26 protein-coding genes and 1 pseudogene are annotated in these 25,529 nt (G+C 66.3%); 12 read left to right on the top strand and 15 right to left on the bottom strand.

From position 1 onward, the window contains the following. Nucleotide 1: 1 nt before the first annotated feature. Both ABIC16_RS03495 and ABIC16_RS03500 read right to left on the bottom strand, forming a co-directional pair. Entirely contained in the window at nt 2-421 is a 420-nt protein-coding gene (locus ABIC16_RS03495) for an EF-hand domain-containing protein (RefSeq protein WP_354290050.1), read from the bottom strand. 41 nt (nt 422-462) lie between these two features. After that, nucleotides 463-1,029 (bottom strand): HNH endonuclease, encoded by a 567-nt coding sequence (locus ABIC16_RS03500; RefSeq protein ID WP_277971251.1) that lies wholly within the window; start codon nt 1,027-1,029, stop codon nt 463-465. Between the two features lie 186 nt (nt 1,030-1,215). On the opposite strand from ABIC16_RS03500, the gene gluQRS reads away from it, so the two are divergent. The 7 genes and pseudogenes from gluQRS (at nt 1,216) to ABIC16_RS03535 (ending at nt 6,957) form a co-directional block, all read left to right on the top strand. Then, nucleotides 1,216-2,094: a tRNA glutamyl-Q(34) synthetase GluQRS gene (gene gluQRS / locus ABIC16_RS03505; RefSeq protein WP_354290051.1), complete on the top strand. Its 879-nt coding sequence runs from the start codon at nt 1,216-1,218 to the stop codon at nt 2,092-2,094. A gap of 9 nt (nt 2,095-2,103) precedes the next feature. Then, the gene (locus ABIC16_RS03510) at nt 2,104-2,346 is read left to right on the top strand and encodes a twin transmembrane helix small protein (protein WP_277971249.1); all 243 of its coding nucleotides are present in this window, start codon (nt 2,104-2,106) and stop codon (nt 2,344-2,346) included. Nucleotides 2,347-2,395: 49 nt separating this feature from the next. Next, nucleotides 2,396-2,980 carry a cob(I)yrinic acid a,c-diamide adenosyltransferase gene (locus ABIC16_RS03515; protein ID WP_354290052.1) on the top strand — a complete coding sequence of 195 codons (585 nt, stop codon included), beginning with the start codon at nt 2,396-2,398 and terminating at the stop codon, nt 2,978-2,980. Nucleotides 2,981-3,048: 68 nt separating this feature from the next. After that, on the top strand, nt 3,049-4,308 hold the full coding sequence (gene egtB, locus ABIC16_RS03520) for an ergothioneine biosynthesis protein EgtB (protein ID WP_354290053.1): 1,260 nt from the start codon (nt 3,049-3,051) through the stop codon (nt 4,306-4,308). Next, a pseudogene (egtD, locus tag ABIC16_RS03525) lies at nt 4,308-5,286 on the top strand (L-histidine N(alpha)-methyltransferase). The gene egtB and the pseudogene egtD overlap by 1 nt, the downstream one beginning before the upstream one ends. Beyond that, nucleotides 5,283-6,050, top strand: a complete 768-nt coding sequence (locus ABIC16_RS03530) for a class I SAM-dependent methyltransferase (protein WP_354290054.1) — start codon at nt 5,283-5,285, stop codon at nt 6,048-6,050. The pseudogene egtD and the gene ABIC16_RS03530 overlap by 4 nt, the downstream one beginning before the upstream one ends. Nucleotides 6,051-6,087: 37 nt before the next feature. Next, nucleotides 6,088-6,957: a 3-hydroxyacyl-CoA dehydrogenase NAD-binding domain-containing protein gene (locus ABIC16_RS03535; RefSeq protein ID WP_354290055.1), complete on the top strand. Its 870-nt coding sequence runs from the start codon at nt 6,088-6,090 to the stop codon at nt 6,955-6,957. 124 nt (nt 6,958-7,081) lie between these two features. Here ABIC16_RS03535 and glpX read toward each other — a convergent pair whose 3' ends face one another. The 3 genes from glpX to ABIC16_RS03550 form a co-directional block, all read right to left on the bottom strand. Next, the gene (gene glpX / locus ABIC16_RS03540; protein WP_277970707.1) at nt 7,082-8,053 is read right to left on the bottom strand and encodes a class II fructose-bisphosphatase; all 972 of its coding nucleotides are present in this window, start codon (nt 8,051-8,053) and stop codon (nt 7,082-7,084) included. A 185-nt stretch (nt 8,054-8,238) separates the two neighbouring features. Next, nucleotides 8,239-9,063, bottom strand: coding sequence for a 2,3,4,5-tetrahydropyridine-2,6-dicarboxylate N-succinyltransferase (gene dapD / locus ABIC16_RS03545; RefSeq protein WP_354290056.1), 825 nt, complete (start codon nt 9,061-9,063; stop codon nt 8,239-8,241). Further along, nucleotides 9,060-9,728, bottom strand: a complete 669-nt coding sequence (locus ABIC16_RS03550) for a pyrimidine 5'-nucleotidase (RefSeq protein WP_354290057.1) — start codon at nt 9,726-9,728, stop codon at nt 9,060-9,062. Before ABIC16_RS03550 ends, dapD begins: the two co-directional genes overlap by 4 nt. A gap of 121 nt (nt 9,729-9,849) precedes the next feature. Between ABIC16_RS03550 and ABIC16_RS03555 the strand changes: the two genes are divergently transcribed. The 3 genes from ABIC16_RS03555 to ABIC16_RS03565 all read left to right on the top strand — a co-directional run bounded on the left by ABIC16_RS03555 (nt 9,850) and on the right by ABIC16_RS03565 (nt 14,211). Next, nucleotides 9,850-12,228, top strand: a complete 2,379-nt coding sequence (locus ABIC16_RS03555; RefSeq protein ID WP_354290058.1) for a S8 family peptidase — start codon at nt 9,850-9,852, stop codon at nt 12,226-12,228. 23 nt (nt 12,229-12,251) lie between these two features. Continuing rightward, nucleotides 12,252-13,250: an LLM class flavin-dependent oxidoreductase gene (locus ABIC16_RS03560; protein WP_354290059.1), complete on the top strand. Its 999-nt coding sequence runs from the start codon at nt 12,252-12,254 to the stop codon at nt 13,248-13,250. A 349-nt stretch (nt 13,251-13,599) separates the two neighbouring features. Further along, nucleotides 13,600-14,211, top strand: a complete 612-nt coding sequence (locus tag ABIC16_RS03565; protein WP_354290060.1) for a PEPxxWA-CTERM sorting domain-containing protein — start codon at nt 13,600-13,602, stop codon at nt 14,209-14,211. A gap of 135 nt (nt 14,212-14,346) precedes the next feature. Here ABIC16_RS03565 and ABIC16_RS03570 read toward each other — a convergent pair whose 3' ends face one another. The 3 genes from ABIC16_RS03570 to ABIC16_RS03580 are packed head-to-tail and all read right to left on the bottom strand — an operon-like array spanning nt 14,347 to nt 16,794. After that, nucleotides 14,347-15,768 carry a sensor histidine kinase gene (locus ABIC16_RS03570; RefSeq protein WP_277970701.1) on the bottom strand — a complete coding sequence of 474 codons (1,422 nt, stop codon included), beginning with the start codon at nt 15,766-15,768 and terminating at the stop codon, nt 14,347-14,349. A 20-nt stretch (nt 15,769-15,788) separates the two neighbouring features. Next, a complete protein-coding gene (locus ABIC16_RS03575; protein WP_010162021.1) occupies nt 15,789-16,454 on the bottom strand; it encodes a response regulator transcription factor in 666 nt (221 codons plus the stop codon). A 31-nt stretch (nt 16,455-16,485) separates the two neighbouring features. Then, complete coding sequence (locus ABIC16_RS03580) at nt 16,486-16,794, bottom strand: hypothetical protein (protein WP_277970700.1); 309 nt, start codon at nt 16,792-16,794, stop codon at nt 16,486-16,488. 157 nt (nt 16,795-16,951) lie between these two features. Here ABIC16_RS03580 and ABIC16_RS03585 point away from each other — a divergent pair, with 157 nt between their 5' ends. Beyond that, nucleotides 16,952-18,751: an ABC-F family ATP-binding cassette domain-containing protein gene (locus ABIC16_RS03585; RefSeq protein WP_277970699.1), complete on the top strand. Its 1,800-nt coding sequence runs from the start codon at nt 16,952-16,954 to the stop codon at nt 18,749-18,751. A gap of 11 nt (nt 18,752-18,762) precedes the next feature. Here the strand turns inward: ABIC16_RS03585 and ABIC16_RS03590 are convergent, their stop codons facing one another. The 3 genes from ABIC16_RS03590 to ABIC16_RS03600 form a co-directional block, all read right to left on the bottom strand. Continuing rightward, the gene (locus ABIC16_RS03590; protein ID WP_354290061.1) at nt 18,763-19,449 is read right to left on the bottom strand and encodes a cytochrome b/b6 domain-containing protein; all 687 of its coding nucleotides are present in this window, start codon (nt 19,447-19,449) and stop codon (nt 18,763-18,765) included. Nucleotides 19,450-19,454: 5 nt separating this feature from the next. Continuing rightward, entirely contained in the window at nt 19,455-19,937 is a 483-nt protein-coding gene (locus ABIC16_RS03595) for a c-type cytochrome (RefSeq protein ID WP_354290062.1), read from the bottom strand. Between the two features lie 118 nt (nt 19,938-20,055). Next, complete coding sequence (locus ABIC16_RS03600; protein WP_354290063.1) at nt 20,056-21,012, bottom strand: DUF808 domain-containing protein; 957 nt, start codon at nt 21,010-21,012, stop codon at nt 20,056-20,058. 184 nt (nt 21,013-21,196) lie between these two features. Between ABIC16_RS03600 and ABIC16_RS03605 the strand changes: the two genes are divergently transcribed. Continuing rightward, nucleotides 21,197-21,982, top strand: a complete 786-nt coding sequence (locus tag ABIC16_RS03605; protein ID WP_502958279.1) for a class I SAM-dependent methyltransferase — start codon at nt 21,197-21,199, stop codon at nt 21,980-21,982. A 33-nt stretch (nt 21,983-22,015) separates the two neighbouring features. Here ABIC16_RS03605 and ABIC16_RS03610 read toward each other — a convergent pair whose 3' ends face one another. The 4 genes from ABIC16_RS03610 to ABIC16_RS03625 form a co-directional block, all read right to left on the bottom strand. After that, on the bottom strand, nt 22,016-23,614 hold the full coding sequence (locus ABIC16_RS03610; RefSeq protein ID WP_354290065.1) for a methyl-accepting chemotaxis protein: 1,599 nt from the start codon (nt 23,612-23,614) through the stop codon (nt 22,016-22,018). Continuing rightward, on the bottom strand, nt 23,611-23,910 hold the full coding sequence (locus tag ABIC16_RS03615) for a hypothetical protein (RefSeq protein WP_354290066.1): 300 nt from the start codon (nt 23,908-23,910) through the stop codon (nt 23,611-23,613). Before ABIC16_RS03615 ends, ABIC16_RS03610 begins: the two co-directional genes overlap by 4 nt. 114 nt (nt 23,911-24,024) lie before the next feature. Then, the gene (locus ABIC16_RS03620; RefSeq protein ID WP_354290067.1) at nt 24,025-25,083 is read right to left on the bottom strand and encodes a sensor histidine kinase; all 1,059 of its coding nucleotides are present in this window, start codon (nt 25,081-25,083) and stop codon (nt 24,025-24,027) included. Then, complete coding sequence (locus tag ABIC16_RS03625; protein WP_277970691.1) at nt 25,080-25,529, bottom strand: response regulator; 450 nt, start codon at nt 25,527-25,529, stop codon at nt 25,080-25,082. The genes ABIC16_RS03620 and ABIC16_RS03625 overlap by 4 nt, the downstream gene beginning before the upstream one ends.

Here is a 25,529-nt window from a genome sequence, read left to right on the forward strand (position 1 = left end):
GTCACTGTGCGGCGGGCGTGGCGGGGGCGGTCGCGGGCGTTGCCTTTGCCCCCCGTGCCGCGCGGGCTGCGGCTTGTTCCTTGTTGGTCACCATGCCGTCCTTGTTGGCATCGGCTTCGTCGAACCGTTCGAGCCCGCGCGCGACGAATTCGGTCCGGCTGATCGCGCCGTCCTGATCGGTGTCGGCACGCGCGATCCGGTCCGCGCGGGTGTTGCCGAGTTCGAGCTTGCTCAACCGCCCGTCGCCATCCGCATCGCGTTCGTCGAAGCGCTTTTCGAGCAGCTGGCGGACCTCATCGCGCTTGGCGAGCGTCGGTGGTACGAAATCGGCAAGCGCGTCGTCGCTCGGTGCGGACTGGCCGCAGCCCGACGTTACCAATACCAGGGCCGCAAGCCCGATCATCCCCATACGCTGCATCATTGTCTCCCGAACCGAAACGCCGACGCGCACGTGTATTGGCGTCAAGCTTCGAGCTCAACGTCCCAATACAGCCAGTCGTGCCACGTATCGTGCAGGAAATTCGGCGGATAGCGTCGCCCGTGCTCCTGAAGGTGCCAGCTCGTTGGGCGGATCGCGTCGATATGGAGCGGCATTCCCGCCTGTTTCGGCGTCCGCCCGCCCTTCTTGAGGTTGCACGGCGAACAGGCGGTGGCGACGTTTTCCCATGTCGTCCGCCCACCCTGCGCGCGCGGGACGATGTGGTCGAACGTCAGGTCGTTTCCGGACCCGCAATATTGGCAGGTGAACTTGTCACGCAGGAACAGGTTGAACCGGGTGAACGCCGGAAAGGCGCTTGGCCGGACATATTGCTTGAGCGCGATCACCGACGGCAATTTGATCCGCTGGGTCGGGCTGCGGACCTCGCGCTCATATTCCGCGACGATGTCGACCCGGTCGAGGAACACGGCCTTGATCGCCGTCTGCCATGGCCAGACTGACAGCGGATAATAGCTCAGCGGGGTGTAGTCTGCGTTGAGCACAAGCGCAGGACAGCCATCGGGGTGGCGGATGAGATCGGGATGGTACATTCAAGCCCCCCTGTTCCTCGGTCGCGTGACGCTTCCTGCGCGGCTTCTTGCCGGTTAGGATGACGCTGTCATGACAGCGACGCCAATCTTAAACGAACACAGCACAGGGCGCGACTCAGGGTCAAGGGGAACGATCGGAGGGTACGCGCCCGGATCGGCGGATCGCGCCCGGATCGCGACGGCGCGATGACCGCGCAGATCGTCAGCCGGTTCGCGCCCAGCCCGACCGGGAAGCTCCACCTCGGCCACGCTTTTTCGGCGATCCAGGCGCATGATCGTGCCCGGTCGGAGGGGGGGCGGTTCCTGCTGCGGATCGAGGATATCGACGGGACGCGCAGCCGGCCCGAACATGTCGCGACGATTGAAGCGGATTTGCGCTGGCTCGGGCTGACGTGCGATGGCGCGGTGCTGTTCCAGTCGACCCGGCTCGCCGCTTATGCTGTCGCGCTCGATCGGTTGCGGGGCGAAGGACTGCTCTACCCCTGTTTCTGCACGCGCGCCGAAATCGCCGCGAGCCTGTCCGCGCCGCATGGGCCGGGCGCGGTCTATCCCGGCACGTGTCGCCATCTGGACGAGGCGGCACGCGCGGCGCGGATCGCAGCGGGCGCGCAGCATGCGTGGCGGATCAACATGGCGGATGCGGTCGCGCGGACCGGACCGCTCGCCTGGAATGACGAGCGCGCCGGACCCGTCGTCGCCCGGCCGGAAACGCACGGCGACGTGGTCCTTGCGCGCAAGGATGCGCCCGCGAGCTATCACCTCGCGGTGACGGTCGACGATGCCGCGCAGGGCGTCACGCATATCGTACGGGGGCTCGATCTGTTTGGCGCGACCGACGTCCATCGGCTGCTTCAGGCGCTGCTTGGCCTGCCGACGCCGGTCTATCGCCACCATGCGCTGCTCAACGATGCGGACGGCGTGCGGCTGGCGAAGCGCACCCATGCGCCCACGCTGGAGCGGTTGCGGCTAGCGGGGGAGGACGGCGTCGCTCTCGCGCAGAGCCTGCGGGCAGGGCAGGTACCCTCGGGCTTTGTGACCACTGGCTTTCTCGCGCCGAACGCCTAAGTTGATGGCATGAGCACTTTCCTGACAATCCTGCTGATTGCGGCGATGATCGCCACGGTCGTCGTTCTGGTCCGAGGCCTGATGGTCTTCCTGCTCGGTGCAAGCCAGCAGGCGCGCGACGGGACGGGAAGTGCGGACGGGATCAGCCCTTCGGCGATCAAGTCGAACAAGATGATGCAATATCGCATCATGTTTCAGGCGGTGGCGATCTTCCTGGTCGTGCTGCTGATGTGGCTCGCCGGCAAAAGCTGAGCCGACGACAGGCGCCGGTCCGCGGCGGGACCGGATCAGGGGACAGGTTTTGGTAAAGCTCAATCGCATTTACACGCGCACCGGGGATGACGGCTCGACCGGGCTCGTCGACGGGTCACGCGTCGCCAAGGACGATGCGCGGATGGCCGCGATCGGCGATGTCGACGAAGCCAACAGCCTGATTGGCGTCGCCGCGGTCGCGCTGCGTGAAACCGGCATTGAAAACATCTGGCTGGTTGCGCTGCTGGAGCGGGTGCAGAACGACCTGTTCGATCTGGGGGCGGATCTCGCGACCCCGGGCGAGGATTTCGCGCCGTCGGAGATGGTGCTGCGGATCGTCGCCGCGCAGGTGGAACGGCTCGAGACCGAAATCGACCGGATGAACAGCGAGCTTGCGTCGCTCACCAGCTTCATCCTGCCCGGCGGCACGCGCGGGGCGGCGGCGCTCCACGTCGCGCGCGCTACCGTGCGGCGCGCGGAGCGGACCGCCGTCGGCGCAGCTCGCGTGGTCGCGCTCAACCCGCTGGCGCTCGCTTATCTCAACCGTTTGTCGGATTATCTGTTCGTAGCCACCCGCGTCGTGAACCAAAACGCGGGTGGGGACGTTTTGTGGCGACCGGGTGCAACACGCTGATCGACGTCGGCGGGAGTTTGCCTCGCTGATCGGCCTGACGGGCCAGGATTTCCGGAACGGACGAGGCGATGGCGATACGGACTGCCCCAAGGATTGACGCTGCGCCGCTGGCCGAGCGGTTCGGTGCGGTCCGCGACTTGAGTGTCGCGCTGGTGTCGCGGTTGTCGGATGCCGACGCGACCGCACAATCGATGGACGATGCTTCGCCCGCCAAATGGCATCTGGCGCATACCAGCTGGTTTCTCGAAACCTTCATCCTGCGCGATTTCGTCTCTGGATACCGGTTGTACGACGAGCGCTTCCCGTTCCTGTTCAACAGCTATTACGAAGCCGAGGGGCAGCGGCATGCGCGCAATCGGCGCGGGATGATCACGCGTCCGGCGCTCGACGAAGTGCTGGCGTATCGCGCGCATGTCGATGCGCAGGTGCTTGCGGCACTGCCCGACTTGCCCGCAGCGGCGCACGAACTGATCGCGCTCGGTTGTCACCATGAGGAGCAGCATCAGGAATTGCTCCTGACCGACATTCTCCATCTGATGGCGCAGAACCCGGTCGAGCCCGCGATCTGGCCCGCAGCGCGCAAGGTGCCGGTGGAAATGCCCGGGCGAATCGGGTGGATCGAACGGACCGCCGGGATCGTCGATATCGGTCATGACGGTGATGACTTTGCGTTCGACTGCGAGGGGCCGCGGCATCCAGCGTTGCTCAGCGCGCACGCGATCGCAGATCGGACCGTCGCCAACGGCGAGTGGGCGGCGTTCATCGCGGACGGCGGTTATACGGAACCCCGGCACTGGCTTTCCGACGGTTGGGCCTGGGTGCAGCGCGAAGGAATCACGGCACCGCTGTATTGGGAACAGCGCGATGGCCAATGGACTCGGTTCGGCCTCGATGGGCGTCGCGCGATCGATCCGGCGGCGCCGGTGACGCATGTCAGTTTCTACGAAGCGGACGCATATGCCAGCTGGGCCGGCGCGCGTTTGCCGACCGAGGCGGAGTGGGAAGCCGCGGCCGCGGCGTATGATGCGCGAGAGGGCAATTTTCTCGACGCTGCCGGCCCGGTCGAACCGCGCCCGTCGACGGGCGGTCCGGCTTTCTTCGGCGACGTCTGGGAATGGACCGGGAGCGCGTATCGCCCCTACCCGGGGTTCCGCGCGGTCGAGGGTGCGGTCGGCGAGTATAACGGCAAGTTCATGAGCGGGCAGTGCGTCTTGCGCGGCGGATCTTGCGCGACCCCGCGCGGCCATGCGCGCGCGTCCTACCGCAATTTCTTTTATCCGCACCAGCGCTGGCAGTTTACCGGCGTGCGGCTCGCCAAGGATGTTTGATGCTTAAGCCAGAAATCGAGGACGGTCAGGCGAGCCTCGCCGATCCGGCGTTCCGCCATGACGTGTTGCAGGGCTTTGCCCTGCGTCCGCGCGCGATTCCGGCCCGGTGGTTCTACGACCGCCGTGGGTCGGAATTGTTCGAGGCGATCACCGACCTGCCCGAATATTACCCGACCCGTACCGAGACCGCGATCCTGCGCGAGTGCTGCGCAGACGTTGCGCGAATCGCGGGGAACCGGACGCGCGGTGGTCGAGTTCGGTTCGGGATCGTCGACCAAGACGCCGATCCTGCTCCACGCGGTCAATCCCGCGGCGTATGTACCGATCGACATCTCGGGCGATTTCCTGCGCGAATCCTCGGCGGATCTCTCCGCCGCGTTTCCCGGACTGCCGGTGCTGCCGGTCGAGGCCGACTTCCTCAAGCCGATCGATCTGCCCGGGCAAGTGGTCGACACGCCCAAGCTCGGGTTCTTCCCCGGATCGACGATCGGCAACATGATCCCGCACGCCAGCGTCGATCTGCTCCGTGCAATGAAGATGTCGCTTGGCGAAGGCGCGATGCTGTTGATCGGGATGGACCGGATCAAGGATCAGACGACGCTCGAAGCCGCCTATGACGATGCGCAGGGGGTGACGGCGGCGTTCAACCTCAATCTGTTCGAGCGGATCAATCGCGAACTCGGCGCGACGATCCCGGTCGATGCCTTCCGTCATCGCGCGATATGGAACGACGATCGCGCGCGGATCGAGATGCATCTCGAGGCGACGCGCGACGTGACCTTCACGATCGAGGGGCGTCCGTTCGACATGGCGGCGGGCGAGACGATCCACACCGAGAACAGCCACAAGTTTGGCGCGCGCGATGCGCGGATCCTGCTCCGCGCGGGCGGGTGGACACCGGTTGGCGAATGGACCGATCCTGACGGCCGGTTCGCGGTGATCCTTGCCGAGGCACAGCCCGCCCGCCTCGCGCCGTGACACCGCTACATCCGGTCGCGGGAACCGGGTTCGACCGGGCGGCGGACGTCTATGCAACGAGCCGCCCGGGTTATCCCGATGCGATCGTGGACTGGATGCGGGACCGGCTGGGGATTGTTCCGGGTCGAACGGTGCTCGAGATCGGCGCAGGGACGGGGAAGTTTACAGCGTCGCTGGTCAGGACCGGGGCAGATATCCGCGCGCTCGAACCGATCGCGGCGATGCTCGATCATCTCCTTGCCGACTTTCCTGAGGTGCGGCCGCTGGTCGGGCAAGCGGAGGCAATCCCGCTCCCCGACGCGAGCGTCGATGCGGTGGTCTGCGCGACCGCTTTCCACTGGTTCGCGACTCCCGCGGTGATGGCGGAGATCCGGCGCGTGCTGAAGATCGGCGGGACGCTCGGGCTGGTGTGGAACCTGCGCGATGAATCGGTTGGCTGGGTCGAGCGGCTGTCGGTGCTGACCAACGCGCATCAGGGTGCCGCGCTGCGCGAACGGGCCGATGCGTGGCGGGACGTCTTTCCTGCCGAGGGATTTTCGCCACTTGAGGAAAGCGAATGGCCGTACGCGCATCAGGGGCCGGTGGAGGACGTCGTGGTCGGGCGCACGCTGTCGACCAGTTTCATCGCCACCTTGTCCCCGGCGGCGCGCGGAGACGTCGTCGCGCAAGTCCGCGACTTGATTGCCGCGACGCCAGAGCTGCAGCACGACCCGGTCGCTTTCCCCTATCTCACCAAGGGCTATGATTGCCGCCGCATCGCCTGATCCCTAAAGCGGCGTCAAACGCAGCAAAGGACAGGATATGCAGACGGTAGGTGTCATCGGCGCGGGCCAGATGGGGGCGGGGATCGCGCAGGTTGCGGCGCAGGCGGGGTTTCACGTGCTGCTCAGCGACGTGTCGAAGGACCGTGCGGACGCAGGCAAGGCGGGGATTGCCAAGGCGCTCGACCGGCTCGTTACCAAGGAGAAGATCACCGCCGAAGCTCGTGATGCGGCGCTCGCGCTGATCGAGCCGGTTGAGGGGCTGTCTGCGATGGCGCCGGCGTTCCTCGTGATCGAGGCGGCGACCGAGCGCGAGGAGATCAAGCGCGCGATCTTCGCCGAGGTCGGTAAGGTGCTCGCGGCGGACGCGATCCTGGCGTCGAACACCTCGTCGATCCCGATCACGCGGTTGGCGCAGGCCTCGCCCGATGCGGCGCGGTTCATGGGGGTGCATTTCTTCAATCCGGTGCCCGTGATGGGGCTGATCGAACTGATCCGCGGGCTGGCGACGTCGGACGCGACGGTCGCCGCGGTCGAGGCGTTCGGGCGCAAGCTGGGCAAGGAGATCGTCCACGCTAACGATGCGCCGGGGTTCATCGTCAACCGCGTGTTGATGCCGATGCTCAACGAAGCGTGTTTCGCGTTGGGCGAGGGCGTCGCGACGGTGCGCGATATCGACGTCGCGTGCCAGCTCGGGCTCAACCATCCGATGGGGCCGCTGACGCTCGCCGATTTCATCGGGCTCGATACGTGTCTGGAGATTACCCGCGTGTTGTTCGAGGGGACGGGGGATCCGAAGTTCCGACCTGCGCCGCTCTTGGTGAAGTACGTCGAGGCGGGGTGGTTCGGGCGCAAGACCAAGCGCGGGTTCTATGATTATTCGGGCGCGGAGCCTGTGCCGACGCGGTGATCCAAGGCTCCCCTCCCCTTCAGGGGAGGGGCTGGGGGTGGGGCTGTACAGATTACCGGCGTTGGTTCTGCTGGACTGCCCCACCCCAACCCCTCCCCCGAGGGGGAGGGGCTTTAGGGCCGCCTCAAATCCGGTGTTCGCCCTTGACCCAGCGCACCGTGCCCGAGCTCGCGCGCATCACGACGCTCTCGGTCGTCATGATCTTGCCCTTGCGCTTCACCCCCGCGAGCAGCGAGCCGTCCGTCACGCCCGTCGCCGCGAAGATGCAGTCGCCGCGCGCGAGTTCGGTCAGGTCATATTGCTTGTCGAGATCGGTCACGCCCCACTTGGCCGCCCGCGCGCGCTCGTCGTCGTTGCGGAACAGCAGCCGCCCCTTGAACTGCCCGCCGACGCAGCGCAGCGCCGCCGCGGCGAGCACGCCTTCCGGAGCACCACCGGCACCCATGTAGATGTCGATCGTCGTGTCGGGGTTGGTCGTCGCGATCACACCCGCGACGTCGCCGTCGCCGATCAGCATGATCCCGCAACCGAGCGCCCGCAGCTCGGCGATCAGCTTCTGGTGGCGTGGGCGATCCAGCACGCAGGCGATGATGTCCTTGGGCTCGACACCCTTCGCCGCCGCGAGCGCGCGGACGTTCTCGGTCGGCGACTTGTCGAGGTCGATGATCCCCTCGGGATAGCCAGGGCCGCACGCGATCTTGTCCATATAGACGTCGGGCGCATTGAGCAGCCCGCCTTCTTCTGCGATCGCGAGGACCGCGAGGCTGTTGGGGCCGGCGGTCGCGCAGATCGTCGTGCCTTCCAATGGATCGAGCGCGATGTCGATCTTCGGACCCTTGCCGATCGCCGAACCGACCTTTTCGCCGATGAACAGCATCGGCGCTTCGTCGCGCTCGCCTTCGCCGATGACGACGGTGCCATCCATGTACAGCTCGTTGAGCGCGGCGCGCATTGCTTCGACCGCGGCGGCATCGGCCGCTTTCTCGTCACCGCGACCGGTGAGGGTGGATGCGGCAACCGCCGCCGCCTCGGTCACGCGGACCATTTCGAGCACGAGCACGCGGTCGAGCGTCTTGGAGCGGGTAGCTGCGGTCATCGGGTATCCTCTTTGTCGTTTGTCGAGTGGACTAAGCGGGGAGGCAAAGGATGTCGAGGTTGGGGCATTTCTTAAGCCCCTCCCCTTCAGGGGAGGGGTTGGGGGTGGGGCTGTGTCTCGCAGAGCGCGCGCTCTGCTGGACTGCCCCACCCCAACCCCTCCCCCGAGGGGGAGGGGCTATGAGATTAGTCTCGCAGCAATTCGTTGATGCTGGTCTTCGAACGTGTCTGTGCATCCACGCGTTTCACGATCACCGCGCAATACAGCGAGGGCTTGCCGTCGCCGCCGCCCATGCTGCCGGGGACGACAACTGCATAGGGCGGGACTTCGCCGCGGAACACTTCGCCGGTCGCACGGTCGACGATCTTGGTCGAGGCGCCGAGGTATACGCCCATCGAGAGCACCGCGCCTTCGCCGACGCGAACGCCCTCGGCGACTTCGCTGCGCGCGCCGATGAAGGCGCCGTCACCGATGATGACCGGATCCGCCTGGAGCGGCTCGAGTACGCCGCCGATCCCGGCACCGCCCGAGATATGCACGCCCTTGCCGATCTGCGCGCAGCTGCCGACCGTCGCCCAGGTGTCGACCATCGAATTCTCGCCGACATAGGCACCGAGGTTGACGAAGCTCGGCATCAGGACAGCGCCCTTGCCGATGAATGCGCCACGCCGGACGATCGCGCCGGGAACGCTGCGGAAGCCCGCCTGGCGGAATTCAGCCGAACCCCAGCCGTGGAACTTGGAAGGCACCTTGTCCCACCAGTTGGCACCATCGGGACCGCCGGCGATCTCGGCCATGTCGTTTAGCCGGAACGACAGCAGAACGGCCTTCTTGAGCCACTGGTTGACGCGCCAGCCACCGTCGCCATCGGGCTCGGCAACGCGCACCGCGCCCGAATCGAGCTGGTTGAGCGCGGTTTCGACGGCGTCGCGGACCTCACCCTTGGTCTCAAAGCTTACCGTGTCGCGCGCATCCCATGCCGCGTCGATCGTCGTCTGCAAGTCGCTCATGCGTCCTCCATAATTGCGTGAAGCCACGCCGTCAGATCGGGCGTGGTGAAGTCGATAAAGCTGCGGTCCTGCTCGGCGGCGGCCTGTTCGGAGCCATTGTCGATCCACACCGTCGTCATGCCGATCGCCTTGGCGGGCGCAAGGTTGCGCGCCATGTCCTCGACGAACAGCGACTCGGTCGGATCGATGTCGAACGCCGCGCACAGCCCGGCATAGGCCGAGGCGTTGGGCTTGGGTTTGAGGTCCATCGCGTGGATGTCGTGGATCGCCTCGAAGCTCTCGCCGAGCCCGAGCCGGTCGAGCACGCGGCCTGCATATGGAGTATCGGCGTTGGTGAAGACGATCTTGCGCCCAGGCAGGCGCGCGATCGCGGCGGCGAGCGGGGCGTTATGCTCGAGCACGTCCATCTCGATATCGTGGACATCATCGAGGAAGTGATGCGGATCGACGCCGTGCTCCGCCATCAGCCCGGCGAGCGTCGTGCCGTGATCGAAGAAATACGCCTTCTGGATCCGGCGCGCCTCGACCAGGTCAACGCCCAGCGCCCGCGCGACATAGGCGGTCATCTTGACGTCCATCTGGTCGAACAGCCGCGCCGACGCCGGATACAGCGTGTTATCCAAATCGAAAACCCAATTGCGGATAAGGGCGAGGCGCGCGAGCATTGCGTGCGGGTCCTACGCGCAGGTCGCGCGGTGGGCAAGGTAGCGATGGCATGACCGGGAGACCGCGCGCGACACGATGCGCGGATCGCCGGGCAAGGGCCGGGACCAGGGGCGAATCGGAATGACACTGCAACGACGGTTGAGCATGCGGCTCGCGCGGACCACGGCCTTGGGGATTCTGGGTGCCTTGGGGGCGTGCAGTGGCGGTGGTGGGGGCGGCGTCGGTACCTTGCCTACCCCGCCGTCTGCCCCTGCGCCGACCCCGACCCCGGCGCCGACACCTACTCCCGCGCCCACGCCCACACCCACACCGACGCCTGCGCCGACCAATTACGACACGGCCGAATATCGCGCGACCGTCGGCGCGGTGTCGGCAAACGCGTTGGCATTGTATCAGGCGGGGGCGACGGGGCGGAACATCACCGTCGGGATCGTCGATAGCGGCGTGAACCTTACGAGCGAGGAATTCACCGGTCGCATTTCCGCGGCGTCCGCCAATGTCGCGGGCGGGACGAGCGCGGGAGACGAGGACGGGCATGGCACCGCGGTCGCCTTCACGCTCGCGGGGCGGCGCAACGATTCGGGGACGCACGGGATGGCGTTCGACGCGACGATCCTCGCGGCGCGGGCGGATGCGCCGGGATCGTGCGGCACCGGCGGCGCCGGGACCGACAAATGCACCTTCGCGGACACCGCGATCGCGCGCGGGATCGACCTTGCAGTGAACAACGGTGCGCGCGTCATCAACATCTCGCTTGGCGGGAGCGGGGTGGGGAGTTCGGTGGTCAACGCGGTCAACCGCGCGACCGCCGCCGGGATCGTCATCGTGATCGCTGCGGGGAACGATTTCGCGACCGACCCGACCACCGCGGTCAATCCCGACGGGTTCGCGCAGGTCGCCAACACCGCGGCCGCACGCGGGCTCGTCATCATCGCGGGCTCGGTCGGCGCGAACACAACCCGCACCCCGGGGGGCGACGCCATCTCCAGCTTCAGCAACCGCGCCGGCAATTCGTCTGCGCATTATCTCGCGGCGGTCGGGGAGGGAGTTCGCGCGCCCGACCAGACCGGTGCGCCGTTCCTGTGGTCGGGCACGTCCTTTGCAGCTCCGCAGATCGCAGGCGCGGCGGCGTTGCTCGCACAGGCCTTCCCCAATCTGACCGGGGCGCAGATCGTCCAGATCCTCTACGCCTCCGCGCGCGATGCGGGGACGGCGGGCGAGGATGCGGTGTACGGCAAAGGCGTGCTCGACCTGACGCGCGCGTTTCAGCCACTTGGTGGCACCTCGGTGGCGGGCACGCAGTCGGCGGCGTCGCTTGGGTCGAACGCGGTCCTGTCCGCGCCGATGGGGGATGCGGCGCAAGGCGCGCTGGGTGCGGTCGTCCTCGACGGGTTCAGCCGTGCTTTCGCGATCGATCTCGCGCGGACGATCCACCGCGATGGACCCGCGCCGACGCTGCTCGCCCAGTTGCAGGCGACGACGCGCACGATAACGACCGACGTGGGGAGCGGAATGAGCGTCGCGTTGACGGTCGCCCCCGTCACGAGCGGCGGCGCGAGCGTGTCGCGCCTGATGCTGTCGCGCGCCAATGCCGATCAGGCCCGCACGATCGCGGGAACGGTGACGAGCCGGCTTGGCTCGAAGGCCAGTTTCGCGGTCGGGTTCGCGGAGGGCGGCGCGCTGTTGACCGCCCGCCTCGTCGGGCGCGGCGACCCGGCGTTCCTCGTCGCGCGGGATCCAGTGCAGGGCGCGGGTTTCGACAGCCGTGCCCGCGGGTCGAGCGCGGTCCGCCGCCAGATCGGCGCGTTCGGCCTGACCGCCGCGGTTGAAAGCGGCGATGCGCTGTCACGCGATCCCGATGCGCTTGCCGCGATCCGCAACCGCTATCGCCGCTACGGATATGATCGCAGCGCGATCACGCTGGATCGTACGGTGGGGAATCTCGCACTGGCGCTGACCGGTACGCGGCTGGCCGAGCAGGCGACGGTGCTGGGCGCGCGCTTCGGCGACGCGCTGGGCGGGACGCGTGCGACGAGCTGGTTTCTCGATGGTTCGGCGCGGTTCGATGCGGGCGCGGGCTGGACGATCGGCGGATCGGTTCGGCAGGGCTGGACGATGGCGGACGTGCGCGGTGGCTTGCAGGGACGGGGAATGCTCCGCACCAATGCGTTCGCCGCCGACGTCGGCAAGGCGCGACTGTTTGGGATGCGCGACAGTTTCGGGTTGCGCATCGCGCAACCGTTGCGCGTCGCGCGCGGCGGGATCGATCTGACGCTGCCGACCGCCTATGATTACGACACGCTCGCGGTCACGACGTGGACCACGCAGCGGATGAACCTCGCCCCGACCGGGCGCGAGATCGACCTGGAGGCGCGCTATGCGCTGCCGCTGTGGACGGGGATGCTCCAGACCAACCTGTTCCTGCGGCGCCAGCCCGGCAATTTCGTCGCGCTGGGAGAAGATGTCGGCGCAGCGGCGCGGTGGTCGGTAGCATTCTGAAACGGGCTTCCCATATCGGGTCCATGACTGCTTATTCCCTGCTCGATCTCGTCCCCGTCGTCGAAGGCGGTAGCGTCGCCCAGGCGCTCCGCAACGCCGGCGACCTTGCCGCGCACGCCGAAAGCCTCGGCTTCTCGCGCTACTGGACCGCCGAACATCACGGCATGACCGGGATCGCGAGCGCCGCGACCTCGGTCGTGCTTGCGCATATCGGGCAGGCGACGTCGACGATCCGGATCGGCGCGGGTGGGATCATGCTGCCCAACCATGCCCCGCTGGCGATCGCCGAACAGTTCGGCACGCTCGACGCGCTGTTCCCGGGGCGGATCGATCTCGGACTTGGGCGTGCGCCGGGGTCGGACCAGATCGTTGCGCGCGCGATGCGGCGCAGCCTCAACACCGATCCCAACGCCTTTCCCAACGATGTGGTCGAGTTGCAGAGTTATTTCGCCGGTGACGGCCAGACGGGTGTCCGCGCGACCCCGGGGGCGGGGGCCGACGTGTCGCTGTGGATCCTCGGGTCGAGCACGTACGGCGCGCAACTGGCGGCGATGCTCGGGCTGCCGTACGCATTCGCGTCGCATTTCGCGCCGGATGCGCTGATGTCCGCGATCGACATTTATCGCCGCACGTTCCGCCCCTCGGCGGTGCTGGCGAAGCCGCACGTGATGGCGGGCTTCAACGTGTTTGCGGCGGATACCGACGCGGAAGGCGCGCTGATCGCAAGTTCGCAGGAGCAGGCGTTCGTCGCCTTGCGCACCGGCAATCCGCGCCAGTTGCCGCCGCCGGTGGAGGGGTATCGCGAGAGCCTTGGGCCACAGGGCGGCGCGATCCTCGATCACGTGCTGTCGTGTTCGGCAGTCGGCGGCCCGGCGAAGGTGGCACGCGAAATCGCGGCGTTCGTAGCACGGACGGGCGTGGACGAACTGATGATCGCCAGTTCGATCTACGATTATGCGGCGCGCAAGCGCAGCCTTTCGATCACTGCCGACGTCCTGCGCAACCACGCGATGGCGGCCTGAACCGAACGTTCCGCCTCGGTGGGTAAACGGCTTCCTTTTCGCAAGGTTTAGCGGCGCCGGACGGCGTGGACCGGTAGGGTGTCGCTAGATCTTACACTCGTGATTTTTGTGAATCGATGATGAATACTGCCGATCCCGGGGATAATGTGCCAAACGGTCGGTCGCGCCTTAGCCCCGGCAGGACGTATGGAGCCCCTGGAGGGGCATGAGGCATCTCTGATAAGATGCTGATTTACCACAACTGTCGCTCAAGCTTACACATCTCCGTCCAATACCCCCGACCGCCCTCCGCAGCGCATTTGGCACGAGAATTGCTACCTCGTGGCGGAGTAGTGTTTAGGAGTATGGAATGCGTACCAAGTTTCTCGTTGCAGCAGCTGCAACCGCGATCGCCATGGTTTCGACGAACGCCTATGCGGCCGCCAACCTGACCAGCGTCGCAATCACCGGCGTCGGCTCGCAGGGAAACTGGGCGACTTCGAACGACACGTTCACGTTGTTCATGCAGCACCCCTACCTCACCGGTCTGAACGCCGCGGACGGCAGCATCAATTTCGCGACGCTGAACGGCACCAACGACTTCCTGCTGACGGGTGAAGGCACCACGGTAAACCCCGGGTTCAACGCCTACGCAATCGTCTTCACCTTCGGTGACGGCGCGACGATCTCGGGCGCGTACAACACGCTGTTCGGCTTCTCGGCGGGCTCGAGCGCAACCGTTGGCAACACCACCTACACCGTGACCGATTTCGCCTGGAACCGTGGCGGTGGCGACCTCGTTGGCGCCAACACGATCGGCAAGAGCGGCGTTACCGATTTCGCGGGTCTCGCGCAGTTCGACGTGGTCGAGAGCGCAGTTCCCGAGCCCACCACTTGGCTCATGATGCTGGCCGGCTTCGGCATGGTCGGCGCTGGCCTCCGTTCGCGCGGCAAGGTCCGCACGAGCGTTACTTACGCCTGAACGCATCCGCGTTCACCGTTGACGGGAAAAGCCGTCGGTCCACCCGGGCCGGCGGTTTTTTCTGTTTGAGCGGATCGTGGGGCGGTGGGCGCAGTTTCGTTTGAACGCTGGCCCCTCGCGTACTGCCGCATCCGGTCAGTTGGCGGCGGGTAGTCGCAGCCGGACGAGCAATCCGCCAAGGTCCTCGCTCTCCTCGAGCGAGACGGTTCCCTCGTAGATCTCCGCGACGTCGCGGACGATCGCCATGCCGAGTCCGGTCCCGGGCTTGCCAGAATCAAGCCGCACGCCACGATCGAAGATGCGGATCCGCTCCTCCTCGGGAATGCCGACGCCATCGTCCTCGATCAGGAATTCGACGAAGCCCGAGTGCTTGGCGACCGTGACGAACACGCTGCCTCCGCCATACTTCGCGGCATTCTCGATCAGATTGCCCAGCATCTCGTCGAGGTCCTGCCGTTCGACATGGACCTGAAGATCGCGTGGGCCCGACGTATCGATGCGGACGTGGCGATACAGCACCCCGACCGCGCGCTCGACCGATTCCAGGCTCGGCCATACGTCGGCGCGACTGTGCGCGGACCCCCGCCGCCCGACCGCGCGCGCGCGGGCAAGATGATGATCGACTTGCCGCCGCATCGTTCGCGCCTCGCGCACGACCGTCTCGCCGAGATCGTCGGCCTTGGCGGTGGCGGCGTTCATGATGACGGTCAGCGGGGTCTTGAGCGCATGCGCAAGGTTGCCGGCATGGCGCCGCGCTTCCTCCGCCTGGCGTTCGTTATGCTCGATCAACGCGTTGAGTTCCTCGACCAGCGGCGCGACTTCGTTCGGCATCGGGCGCTCGACCTGCCGCGCCTTGCCCGCGCGCATCCGCGCGATTTCGTCGCGGACTCGCCGGAGCGGCCACAGCCCGTAAAAGGTCTGGAGCGCCGCCATCACGATCAGCCCGAACGCGAGCAGCAGGAAGCTGCGCAGCAGCGTCTTGCGCAACACGCGGATCTGCGCGTCGAGCCCGTCGCGGACCTGCGCGACCTGAAACCGCCACCGCACCTTCGATCCGGGGAGCGTCACGTCGCGCTCGACGATCCGCAGCTTCTCGGGCGGGTCCGCCTTGGGATCGACGAACTGGTTGCTGTCATAGGCGTGGACGGCAAGATCGGTATGATGTGCGCCGTACGCTAGCTTGCGATCCCACAACGAGCGCGAAGCATAGCTTTCCTGCCCCGGCGCGCTGACCTGATAATAGAGCCCCGAATTGGGTTCGAGGAACCGCTGGTCGGCGGGTTCGCGCGTGTTCAGCACTTCGCCCTCGGGGCCGATTTCGGCCGAGACGATCAGGGCGGTCAGCACATATTCCAGCTGATCGTCAAAATTGCGCGTGACCGCGGTGACGAGGATGCTGTCGAGCGCATAGCCGCCGCCGGTCAACAACAGCAGGATCCACCCGGCCGCGATCAGGATCATCCGGCGGCTGAGCGATCCCGTCGTCTTGACGCGCGGCAGGCCCCGCGGCTCCGCCTCGATCGGCGGGAGCGATACGGGCGAGTCCGCCTCAGCCATAGATGAATACCCGATCCGGATCAGGCATCGGGATCCTCGAGGCTATAGCCGAGCCCGCGGATCGTGGTGATGACATCCTGCCCGAGCTTCTTGCGGATGCGCGTGACGAACACTTCGATCGTGTTCGAATCGCGATCGAAATCCTGGTCGTAGATATGTTCGATCAACTCGGTGCGGCTGACCACCTTGCCCTTGTGATGGAGCAGGTAGCTGAGCAGCTTGTATTCCTGCGCGGTCATCTTGACCGATTCGCCGTTGAGCGTGACCTTGCCGCTCCGCGTATCGAGACGGACACCGCCCGCGGTCAGTTCGGACGAGGCGTTGCCCGAAGCGCGGCGGATCAGCGCGCGCAGGCGGGCGATCAGCTCTTCGGACTGGAACGGCTTGGCGACATAATCGTCCGCACCCGCATCGAGCCCGGCGACCTTGTCCGACCAGCTGTCGCGCGCGGTCAGCACCAGCACCGGCGCGGTGCGGCCTTCCTTGCGCCAGCGATCGAGCACCGTCAGCCCGTCGATCTCCGGCAGGCCGAGATCGAGAATGATCGCGTCGTAATTCTCGGTCGAGCCGAGGAAGTGGCCTTCCTCGCCATCGGTCGCGAGGTCGATCGCATAGCCGGCCCCTTCCAGCGTGCTCTTGAGCTGCTGGCCGAGATTGGGTTCGTCCTCGACGATCAGAACGCGCATGCAGTATCCCCTTGGACGGCGCCGATGGCGCTCAATTGCCGGTGCGGCCGAGGATCTGGCCAGAGCGACCATCGACCTCGACCCAGATGACCGATCCATTGCGCAGGAATTTCAGTGTGTAAATCCCACCCTCCGGATCGAAGTCGAACCCAAGATACAGCGCGCCGGGCATTGTCGGCACGACCCGCGCCTCGATATCCTTGGACGGAAGCCATCGTCCTTCGCGCCGGCCCCGCAGCGCTTCGCGCTGGTCGCTATGCTGCATCAACGCCGCAACTGGCCGCAGCGCGGGCGCAGGGGTTACGGCAAGTCCCACGAGAATGGCGGCTAGCATCGTCATTGGCTTGGCATAGCTACCGCGCGTTGAACAGCCTGTGAATGGTGCAACTTCCAGGATGAAATGAAGGGCGCTTCCTATGGCCATGCCGGACCCGCTCATGCCGTCGCATCCGCCACACCGCTTGCTTGCAACGCCCCCGCAGCCTAACGCGCCCGTCATGGCTGCACCTATTCTCGCATACGAAAATCTCGGCATCATTCAGGGCTCGGGCTGGCTCTTTCGCGGGCTCGACATCCACGTCGGTCCGCGTGACCGGCTCGCGCTGATCGGGCGCAATGGTGCTGGCAAGACCACGCTGTTGAAATTGCTTGGCGGCAAAATCGATTCGGACGAGGGGCGTCGTACGATCGTCCCCGGCACGCGCGTGATCCAGCTCGAGCAGGAACCCGCGATGACCGGCTGCCATACGCTCGCGGACTATGTCCTTGGCGGCGACGATGCGCCGCAGCAATATGAAGCCGAGGCGATCGCCGACAAGCTCGGGATCGACCTCACGCGAGAAGCCGCCAAGGCCTCGGGTGGCGAGCGCCGCCGTGCTGCGATCGTGCGGGCGTTCGCGCAGAACCCCGACGTATTGCTGCTCGACGAACCGACCAACCATCTCGACATCGGCGCGATCGAATGGATCGAGGAATGGCTCCAGCGGTTCCGCGGTGCGTTCGTCGTGATCAGCCATGACCGCACCTTTTTGACCAAGCTGACCAAACAGACGCTTTGGATGGATCGCGGAAATTTGCGGCGTGCCGAGATCGGTTTCGGTGGGTTCGATGCGTGGACCGAGCAGGTCTATGCCGACGAGCAGCGCAATGCCGAGAAGCTCGACGCGAAATTGAAGCTGGAGGAGCATTGGCTGCTGCGCGGCGTCACCGGGCGGCGCAAGCGCAACCAGGGCCGTCTGACCAAGCTGGTCGAGATGCGTGCCGAACGTGCGTCGATGGTCGGGCCGCAGGGCTCCGCCAACCTGACGATCGGCACCGACGACGCACGCTCGAAGGTGGTGATCGACGCGAAGCACATTTCCAAGGCGTTCGGCGACCGCACGATCATTGGCGACCTGTCGCTGCGGGTGACGCGCAAGGACCGGATCGGCATCGTCGGCGCGAACGGCGCGGGCAAGTCGACGCTGCTCAAGCTGTTGACCGGCGAATTGGAGCCCGACACGGGCACCATCCGCTTCGCCAAGACGATCGAGCGGATCGTGATCGACCAGCAGCGCAGCAAGATGGAGCCCGACAAGACGATCCGCGACGTGCTCGCGGACGGCGGCGACTGGATCGAGGTGCAGGGAATCCGCAAGCATGTCGTCGGCTATTTGAAGGAATTCCTGTTCGAGCCCGGCGTGCTCGACGCCAAGATCGGCACGCTGTCGGGTGGCGAACGCTCGCGGCTGTTGCTGGCGCGCGAATTCGCCAAGCCGTCCAACCTGCTGGTGCTGGACGAGCCGACCAACGATCTCGATCTCGAGACGCTCGACCTGCTGCAGGACGTGATCGGCGACTATGACGGGACCGTGCTGATCGTCAGCCACGACCGTGACTTTCTCGACCGCACCGTGACGATCACGCTCGGGCTCGACGGGTCTGGCACGGTCGACGTCGTCGCGGGCGGCTATGAGGATTGGGAGCGCCGCCGCAAGGCTGCTGCGCCGACCAAGCGGGGCGCGATCGCCAAGAATGCGACGTCCGCGCCGGCACCCGTCGCGGGCGGCGCGGCGCCGGGCAAGGTCAAGCTGACCTACAAGGACCAGCGCGATTACGAGTTGCTGCCCAAGCGGATCGAGACGCTCGACGCGGCGATCATGCGCGATCAGGAATTGCTGTCCGACCCGGAACTCTACACGCGCGATCCCGACCTGTTCGAGCGGTTGATGGCGGCGATCGGCCAGGCGCAGGCGGACAAGGACGCGGCGGAATTGCGCTGGCTGGAACTCGCGGAAATGGTCGAGGGGCAGGGGTAAGCGGCAGCGGCCTAGAAGCGGAACCCGCGGGCGACGGCGATTGCGATCGCCGCCGCACCGGCCGCACCGAGAACGGCCTTCCACAACCACGCATGATGGTCGTCGGTGGCGCCCGGTCGAGGGTCTGGTAGCTGGCTGCGGCCAGTGATCATCTGCGCGGTCAGGTTCTTGCCGCGCACCAGGTAAAAGACGATCGCCACCACGTGCACCGCGACCAGTGCGAGCAGGGCGTTGAAGACCCAGCCGTGGATCTCCGCGGCGAGCCGTCCCTGGTCGAAGCTGACGTAATCAGCGAGCGGCCCGGATTCGAGTCCGTCGACATCGACCGCGAACAGGCCGGCGCCAACCATTGCGCATAGCGTGACGAGCATCGCGACGACGCTCCATCCGCCAAGCGGGTTATGCCCCGGCGCGGGCGTGGCGTCCTGTCCGCGCACATACGCCAGGACCGCGTGCGGACCGCGCACGAACCGGGCGAAGCGCGCCGTCGGGCTGCCGACCAGACCCCAGTACAGGCGAAACAGCAGCAGGGCGAGGATCGTCAGGCCCGACAGGCGATGCCAGTCCATCAGGTGCTGCTCGCCGCTCCACCACGAAAAGCCGAGCAGGGCGACGAGTAGCCAGTGGAACAAGCGGATCGGCACGTCCCACACGCGCGCACCGCGGGTCGTGCCGGGTGAGGGGCGGGGGGACGCCATGTCGGTCAGGTTTCCTTGCGGAACTTGCGATGGCATCCGCCGCAGACCGCGCCGGTCGCCTTCATCTGCGCGCCGATCGCCGCCGCGTTCCCGGTGTTGCTGACCGCGACGAGCTTGTCGGCTTCGGTCACGAGCTTGGCCATCTGCGCATCGAAGGTAGCGCGGTCGGTCCAGATATTGCGCAGGGCTTCGGTCTTGAGGCCGGGTGCGGGACCGCTGCCTGCGGGGAACAGCTTGCCTTGTCCGCGCGCGGTCGTTGCGATCGTTTGCGCCGCCGCGACCATCTTGGCCTTGGCGGGCGCGCCGCTCTTGAGTTGCGCGCCGAGCGCCTTCATCGCGCCGCCCAGTTTCTTGAAGCCGGCCTGGCGGGTCGCCACGACGGCACTCGCCGATGGTGCCGCACTCGCCGCAAGCGTGCTGGTGAACATGGTGGCCGAGATGGCGATCGCGACGAGCGATCCCGTTTTGAAGGTAACCAGACGAGACATCCCTCATTCCTCCGATGGCAGCGCTGCCACACTTGTCTCGCATCTGCGTGCAATGCGCCAGTGAGAATTGCCGTCCGGTTCCTGGTGCGCGGTTGGCCGGAAGCCCGGCCTTGATCCGCTAGTGCGCGACGGGCTTCCGACCGAATAGCGCGAGGAGCCGAGGGACGATCAGCGCGAGGATCCCTCCTGCGACCAGTCCGACCAATGCGGAGGCAAACGCAAAACCGAACCAGTGGCCCACACCTGGCGCAAACGAGACCAACCGGGCGAACACCGCAGCAAGTGCCTCGGCCGCGTGCGGGATCGCGGTGAGATGGAATTCCTCCAGCCCATGTACCAGAATGCCGCCACCGACCCACAGCATCGCCACCGTGCCAATTTTCGCAAGCGCGCCGAGTACCACCGGCATCGCGGCGACCAACCCGCGTCCGACGGCGCGGGGCGTGGCGCCGGGTCGCTGCGCCAGGTGAAGCCCGATGTCGTCCATCTTCACGATCAGCCCGACGATGCCGTAGACACCCGCCGTGATCAGGAGGGAGACCGCCACCAGTGCCGCGGCCTGCGTGAGGATCGGCTGGTCCGACACTTCGGACAAGGCGATCGCCATGATCTCGGCGGACAGGATCAGATCGGTGCGCACCGCGCCCGCGACCTTCGTATTCTCCACCATCTCGGCGGTCTGCCCTTCCACGGCAGCCTCTTCGGCATGCGCGTCATGCCCCAGGAGGACGCCGAGGATCTTCTCCGCGCCTTCGAAGGCAAGATACAGCCCGCCGAGCATCAGGATCGGCGTGATGATCCACGGCAGGAACGCGCTGAACAACAGCGCAGCGGGCAGCAGGAACAACAGCTTGTTGCGCAGCGATCCCTTTGCGATCCGCCAGATGATCGGCAATTCGCGCGCCGGGGTAAGCCCGGAAACGTATTTCGGCGTGACCGCCGCGTCGTCCACCACCACGCCCACCGCCTTGGAAGACGCCTTCAACGAGGCCGCCGCGACGTCGTCGACCGAGGCGGCGGCAAGCCGCGCAATCGCGGCAACGTCGTCGAGCAGCGCGACCAGACCTGAGGGCATGTGTAAGCTTTCCGATGGAACCAACGCAGACGGGATGACGCCCGGTTATGGGGGAACCCCGTTCGGTGCTTATCGATCCGTGCGCCCCGCGCAACAGTGTCGCGCGTACGTTGGCCGATGCGGGCGTGGACAAAGTGCGCTATGGGACGCGCGGGCCGCGAGGGTCCTTAGGGGGGAGAAATCGATGCGGACGATGTGGACGAGTCTGGTTGCGACCGCGCTGGTCGCGGGGACGGTGTTGGCAGCGGAAGCCCCAGCGGCACCGCGGGCGGTGGCCTCTGTGCATTCCGCAAAGGAGACGCAGCGCGCAATCGCCAAGGCGCTGGCCGATCCCGCGCGCGCCGACGCACGCGGCGACGACGCCCGCCGCAAGACCGCCGAGGTTTTGGCGTTCGCGGGTGTCGGGCCAGGCGATGAAGTGGTCGATTTCCTGCCGGGCGGCGGATATTGGACACGGATCCTGTCAGGCATCGTCGGCAAGGCCGGACACGTCTACGCAATCTGGCCCGCTGAAGGCGCGAAATACGCCGAGAAGACGATCCCTGCGTTGGAGGCACGGCATCTGTCGAACACGTCGCTGATGGTCATGTCGGGGCCGGAAATGCGCGCTTCGGAGCCGGTCGATCTGGTCTGGACGGTCCAGAATTATCACGACGTCGCGAACACACCGGCCGGCGAAGCGACACTCGACGCGTTCAACCGGCAGGTGTACGCCGCGCTCAAGCCCGGCGGGACCTATGTCGTGATCGACCATGCGGACGCGCCTGGTAGCGGTCTTGCGGGAACATCGACCAAGCACCGGATCGATCCTGCCGCGGTCAAGGCGGAAGTCGTCAAGGCGGGCTTCGTGTTCGACGGCGAGAGCGACGTTCTGCGCAATCCCGCCGACGATCATAGCGCCGGGGTGTTCGACCCAACGATCAAAGGGAAGACCGACCAGTTCGTCTTTCGGTTCCGCAAGCCGCGCTGACCCGGACCGCCTGCCCGCAATCCTGGATTGCGATCAGGCGGCGGCCGCGTGGTCGTCCTGCAGGAATGAAACGAAACGATCGGTCGAGCGGAGCAGATCGCGCGCACTGACCGCGAGTTCGCCCGCGCTCCGGCTGACGTCGGCGGACAGGGATGAAGCGCTGCCCCCGGCTCGCGCAACATCGGTGATCCGCCGTTCCACTTCGTCCGCGGTCGCTGCGGCGCGGTCGGCTCCGGCATCGACGTCCTCTGCGGTCGTGCGCTGCTCGGCAGCCGCGGTCGCGATACCGGACGCCGCAAGCGACACCTGCTGGATGGCATCGCTGACGCTGTTCAGCTTCGTGCCCGTAGCGGCCACGCCAGCACGGATCCCTGAGATGAGATTTCCGATGCGGTCGCTGGCGCGAGTCGTCTCGGCCGACAATCCCTTCACTTCTCCTGCGACAACGGCAAAGCCACGTCCTGCGTCGCCCGCCCGTGCCGCCTCGATCGTGGCGTTGAGCGCGAGCAGGTTGGTCTTCGCCGCGATCTTGCGGATGTCGTCGAGAAACCCTTCGATCTGGACGGCGTGTTCCTCCAGCATCCCGACCGTCTCGACGCTCCGTTTCGCTTCGGAACGCGCCGTATCGGTCAAAACCGACTGACGATCCGCGGCGATGGCGATCGTCTGTACCGATTGCGACAGTGTCCGGATCGTCGCGGCAACCTGCGTGATGTCCGAAGCCGCGTGCCCGGCGCCGGCTGCAGCTTCATCCGCGTCGTGCTTCGTGCTGTCGGTAATGCTTTCCAACTGGACCGCGGCTTGTTCGAGCCGCTGTGTCGAATCTCCGATCATCTTGATCACCGACGTGACCGATCGTTCGAACTCGTTCGCGATGGTGACGAGCTCGGCGCGGCGTTCGTTGGCGGTACGGCGGGCCTGCTCCTCGCGCTGCTGACGCTCACGCGCGGCATCAGCGGCGGCGAATCGCGCCTGCTGCATCGCATGTTCGGTCTGGCGCCGCCCGTCCTCGGCGGTTCTCGCCAGCTCCTCCGCGCGCTGGAGCGCCGCTTGCTGCCCCAGGATCAACCGCTCGAGCTGGATCGTCAGCACCGTCAACACGCCGAATTGCAGTCCGACCGCAACGACGTGGAACAGAATTCGCCCGATATTCCCTGTTCCGGAAAACACATATTGCGGCGCAAGCCATTCGAGCGACACATGGTGCAGCGCCGTCAGCACCGTGGCGACCATGATCGGACGCCAGTCCGCCAGAATGACGAGCCCGGCCATTCCGACGAAGAAATACATGTGCGCGTCCATCTGCCACGCATGGCCCTTCAGCAGGAAGACCAGCATCGCGGGCAGTATCGCCGCAGTCGAGCCCATCAGCGTGCGTGCCGGCGCATCGTACCGCCCGCGCAGCGCAACCAACGTCGGCGCGATGTTGACGGCGACGCCGATCACGAGCAGCGGCATGCCGACGCCCGCGTCCAGTACGGCATTCCCGACGAGCAGCAGCGCAAGCGCCGCCCAACCGATCACGCCCCAGATCCGGACTCCGCGAAGCCGCATCCGATCCAGCGCGTTGCTCGGCATCGCGTCCGGCGCGAAGATCCGGAGCGAGGAGAATGATCTCAAACGCGCCGTCACGTCAGCGACCCCAAGACTTTGATAGTACCGCACCCCGCCGCTGGCGCGGCCAGGATCAGCACGTCGCCCGCCGGTATCCGCCGCGCGATCCGGGTGCGATCGCCAACCACCACGAGCGAGTTGGGCACCGGGCCATTGCCGAGCAGCATCGCCCCGCCAGCCCGTGCGAGAACCGCAACCGAGCTACCGTCCTGATGCAGCAATGGTACGAGCAGCAAAGCGCCGGACTGCGGCGGCCAAAGCGCCATTCCGATCAGCGATGCGACGATCGCTGCAAGCTGACAGGGGAGGGCCATTCCGATCGGGGGGTATCGCATCGTCCCGACGTACGGGACCGTCGGTTAACGCCGGGTAAGTCTACAGCCGATTTTGCTGAAACATCATACGCATAGGCTGCCGTCGTTCGGTCGTTAGTCGCGGGTCGCGCGCAGCGTCGCGCGGACGCCGTTACCGATGCCAATGCTGTCATATTCGACGATCGTCTGGAGGCTCTGTGCCATGGCCCGGATCAACTTGGTCCCGACGCCTGTCCCTTGCGGCGTGGCGTCCGGGCCCATTCCGACCCCGTCGTCCTCCACCGCAAGCCAGAAATGTGTCTCGCCATCGCCGCGGAACGAGACACGGACTTCGCCGCCGCCAATCGGGTAGGCGTATTTGCAGGCATTGCTGACGAGTTCGGTGACGATCACGCCAAGCGAGACCGCGCGATCGGTCGCGAGCCGGATCGGTTCCGCGAAAAGCGACAGCACGCGCGGTGCGGTCGGCGTCGACCAGGTTTCGCCAAGTTCGTCGACCAGCGCCTTGAGATATTCGCGCATGTCGACCTGCTCTACGTCGTTGCTGGTGTAGAGGCGGCGGTGGACCTGCGCGATCGCGGCGATCCGGCGCTGCGTATCCTCGAGCGCAAGGCGTGCGCCATCGTCCTGCAACGCGGCGGACTGCATCCGAACCATCGCGGACACGATCTGCAGGCTGTTGGCGACGCGGTGATTGACCTCACGCAGCAAGGCCTCGAGCCGGGCGTTGCTGGCGCGCAACTGATCCTCGGCCACCGCCTTGCCGCGTTCGAGCGCGGCGCGCTCCAGCACCTGTTCGAACGCGCTCGTCAACAAGTCGAAGAAGTCGCTGCCGACCGTCTTGACGACATAATCGGATGCACCCGCCTTGAGCGCTGCGACCGCGATGCGGCCTTCCTCGGACCCAGTGACGTAAACGACCGGGGGCGGGGCTGGGAGCCGGCGGATTGCTTCCAGCGTCTCGATGCCGTCCATGCCGGGCATGTAATGATCGACCGCGATGAGATCGAACACATGCCGCTGCGCCAGCGCGAGCCCTTCCGCGCCCCCCTCGGCAACCGTCACGACGAATCCATGCCGCGACAAAGCGCGCGCCGCGAGCCTGCGGAGGCCCGCGTCGTCATCGATATAGAGGACCGCCGGCCCGGTGCCAGGATCGGCCGCTGTGATCACCCGTGACCTTCGGAATCGGGAACCTGGATCACCGATAGGAACAATCCGAGCTGGCGGATCGCCTGCGCGAAGCTCTCGTAATTGACTGGCTTGGTGATGTAGACGTTGCAGCCGAGGTCATAGCAGCGCTGGATCTCGACCTTGTCGTCGGTGGTGGTCAGGACGACGACCGGCGTCCGCTTGAGGGGACCGTCCGACCCCTTGATCTTCGCGAGAATGTCGGTGCCGCCCATGTCGGGGAGGTTGAGATCGAGCAGGACGAGTGCGGGGCCGCCTTGCGCGGGGCCCTTGTCGGCGTTGAAGAGATATTCGAGTGCGCTCGTCCCGTCGGTGAAATGCTGGATTTCATTGAGAATTCCGGCGCGACGAATATTCTTCTCGATCAGGCGGGCGTGGCCCTCGTCATCCTCGATCATGATGATGCTGACGGTCTGGTGGTCGGTCAT

The sequence above is a fragment of the Sphingomonas sp. PvP055 genome, from assembly GCF_040546365.1.
Taxonomy (GTDB): Bacteria; Pseudomonadota; Alphaproteobacteria; order Sphingomonadales; family Sphingomonadaceae; genus Sphingomonas; species Sphingomonas echinoides_A.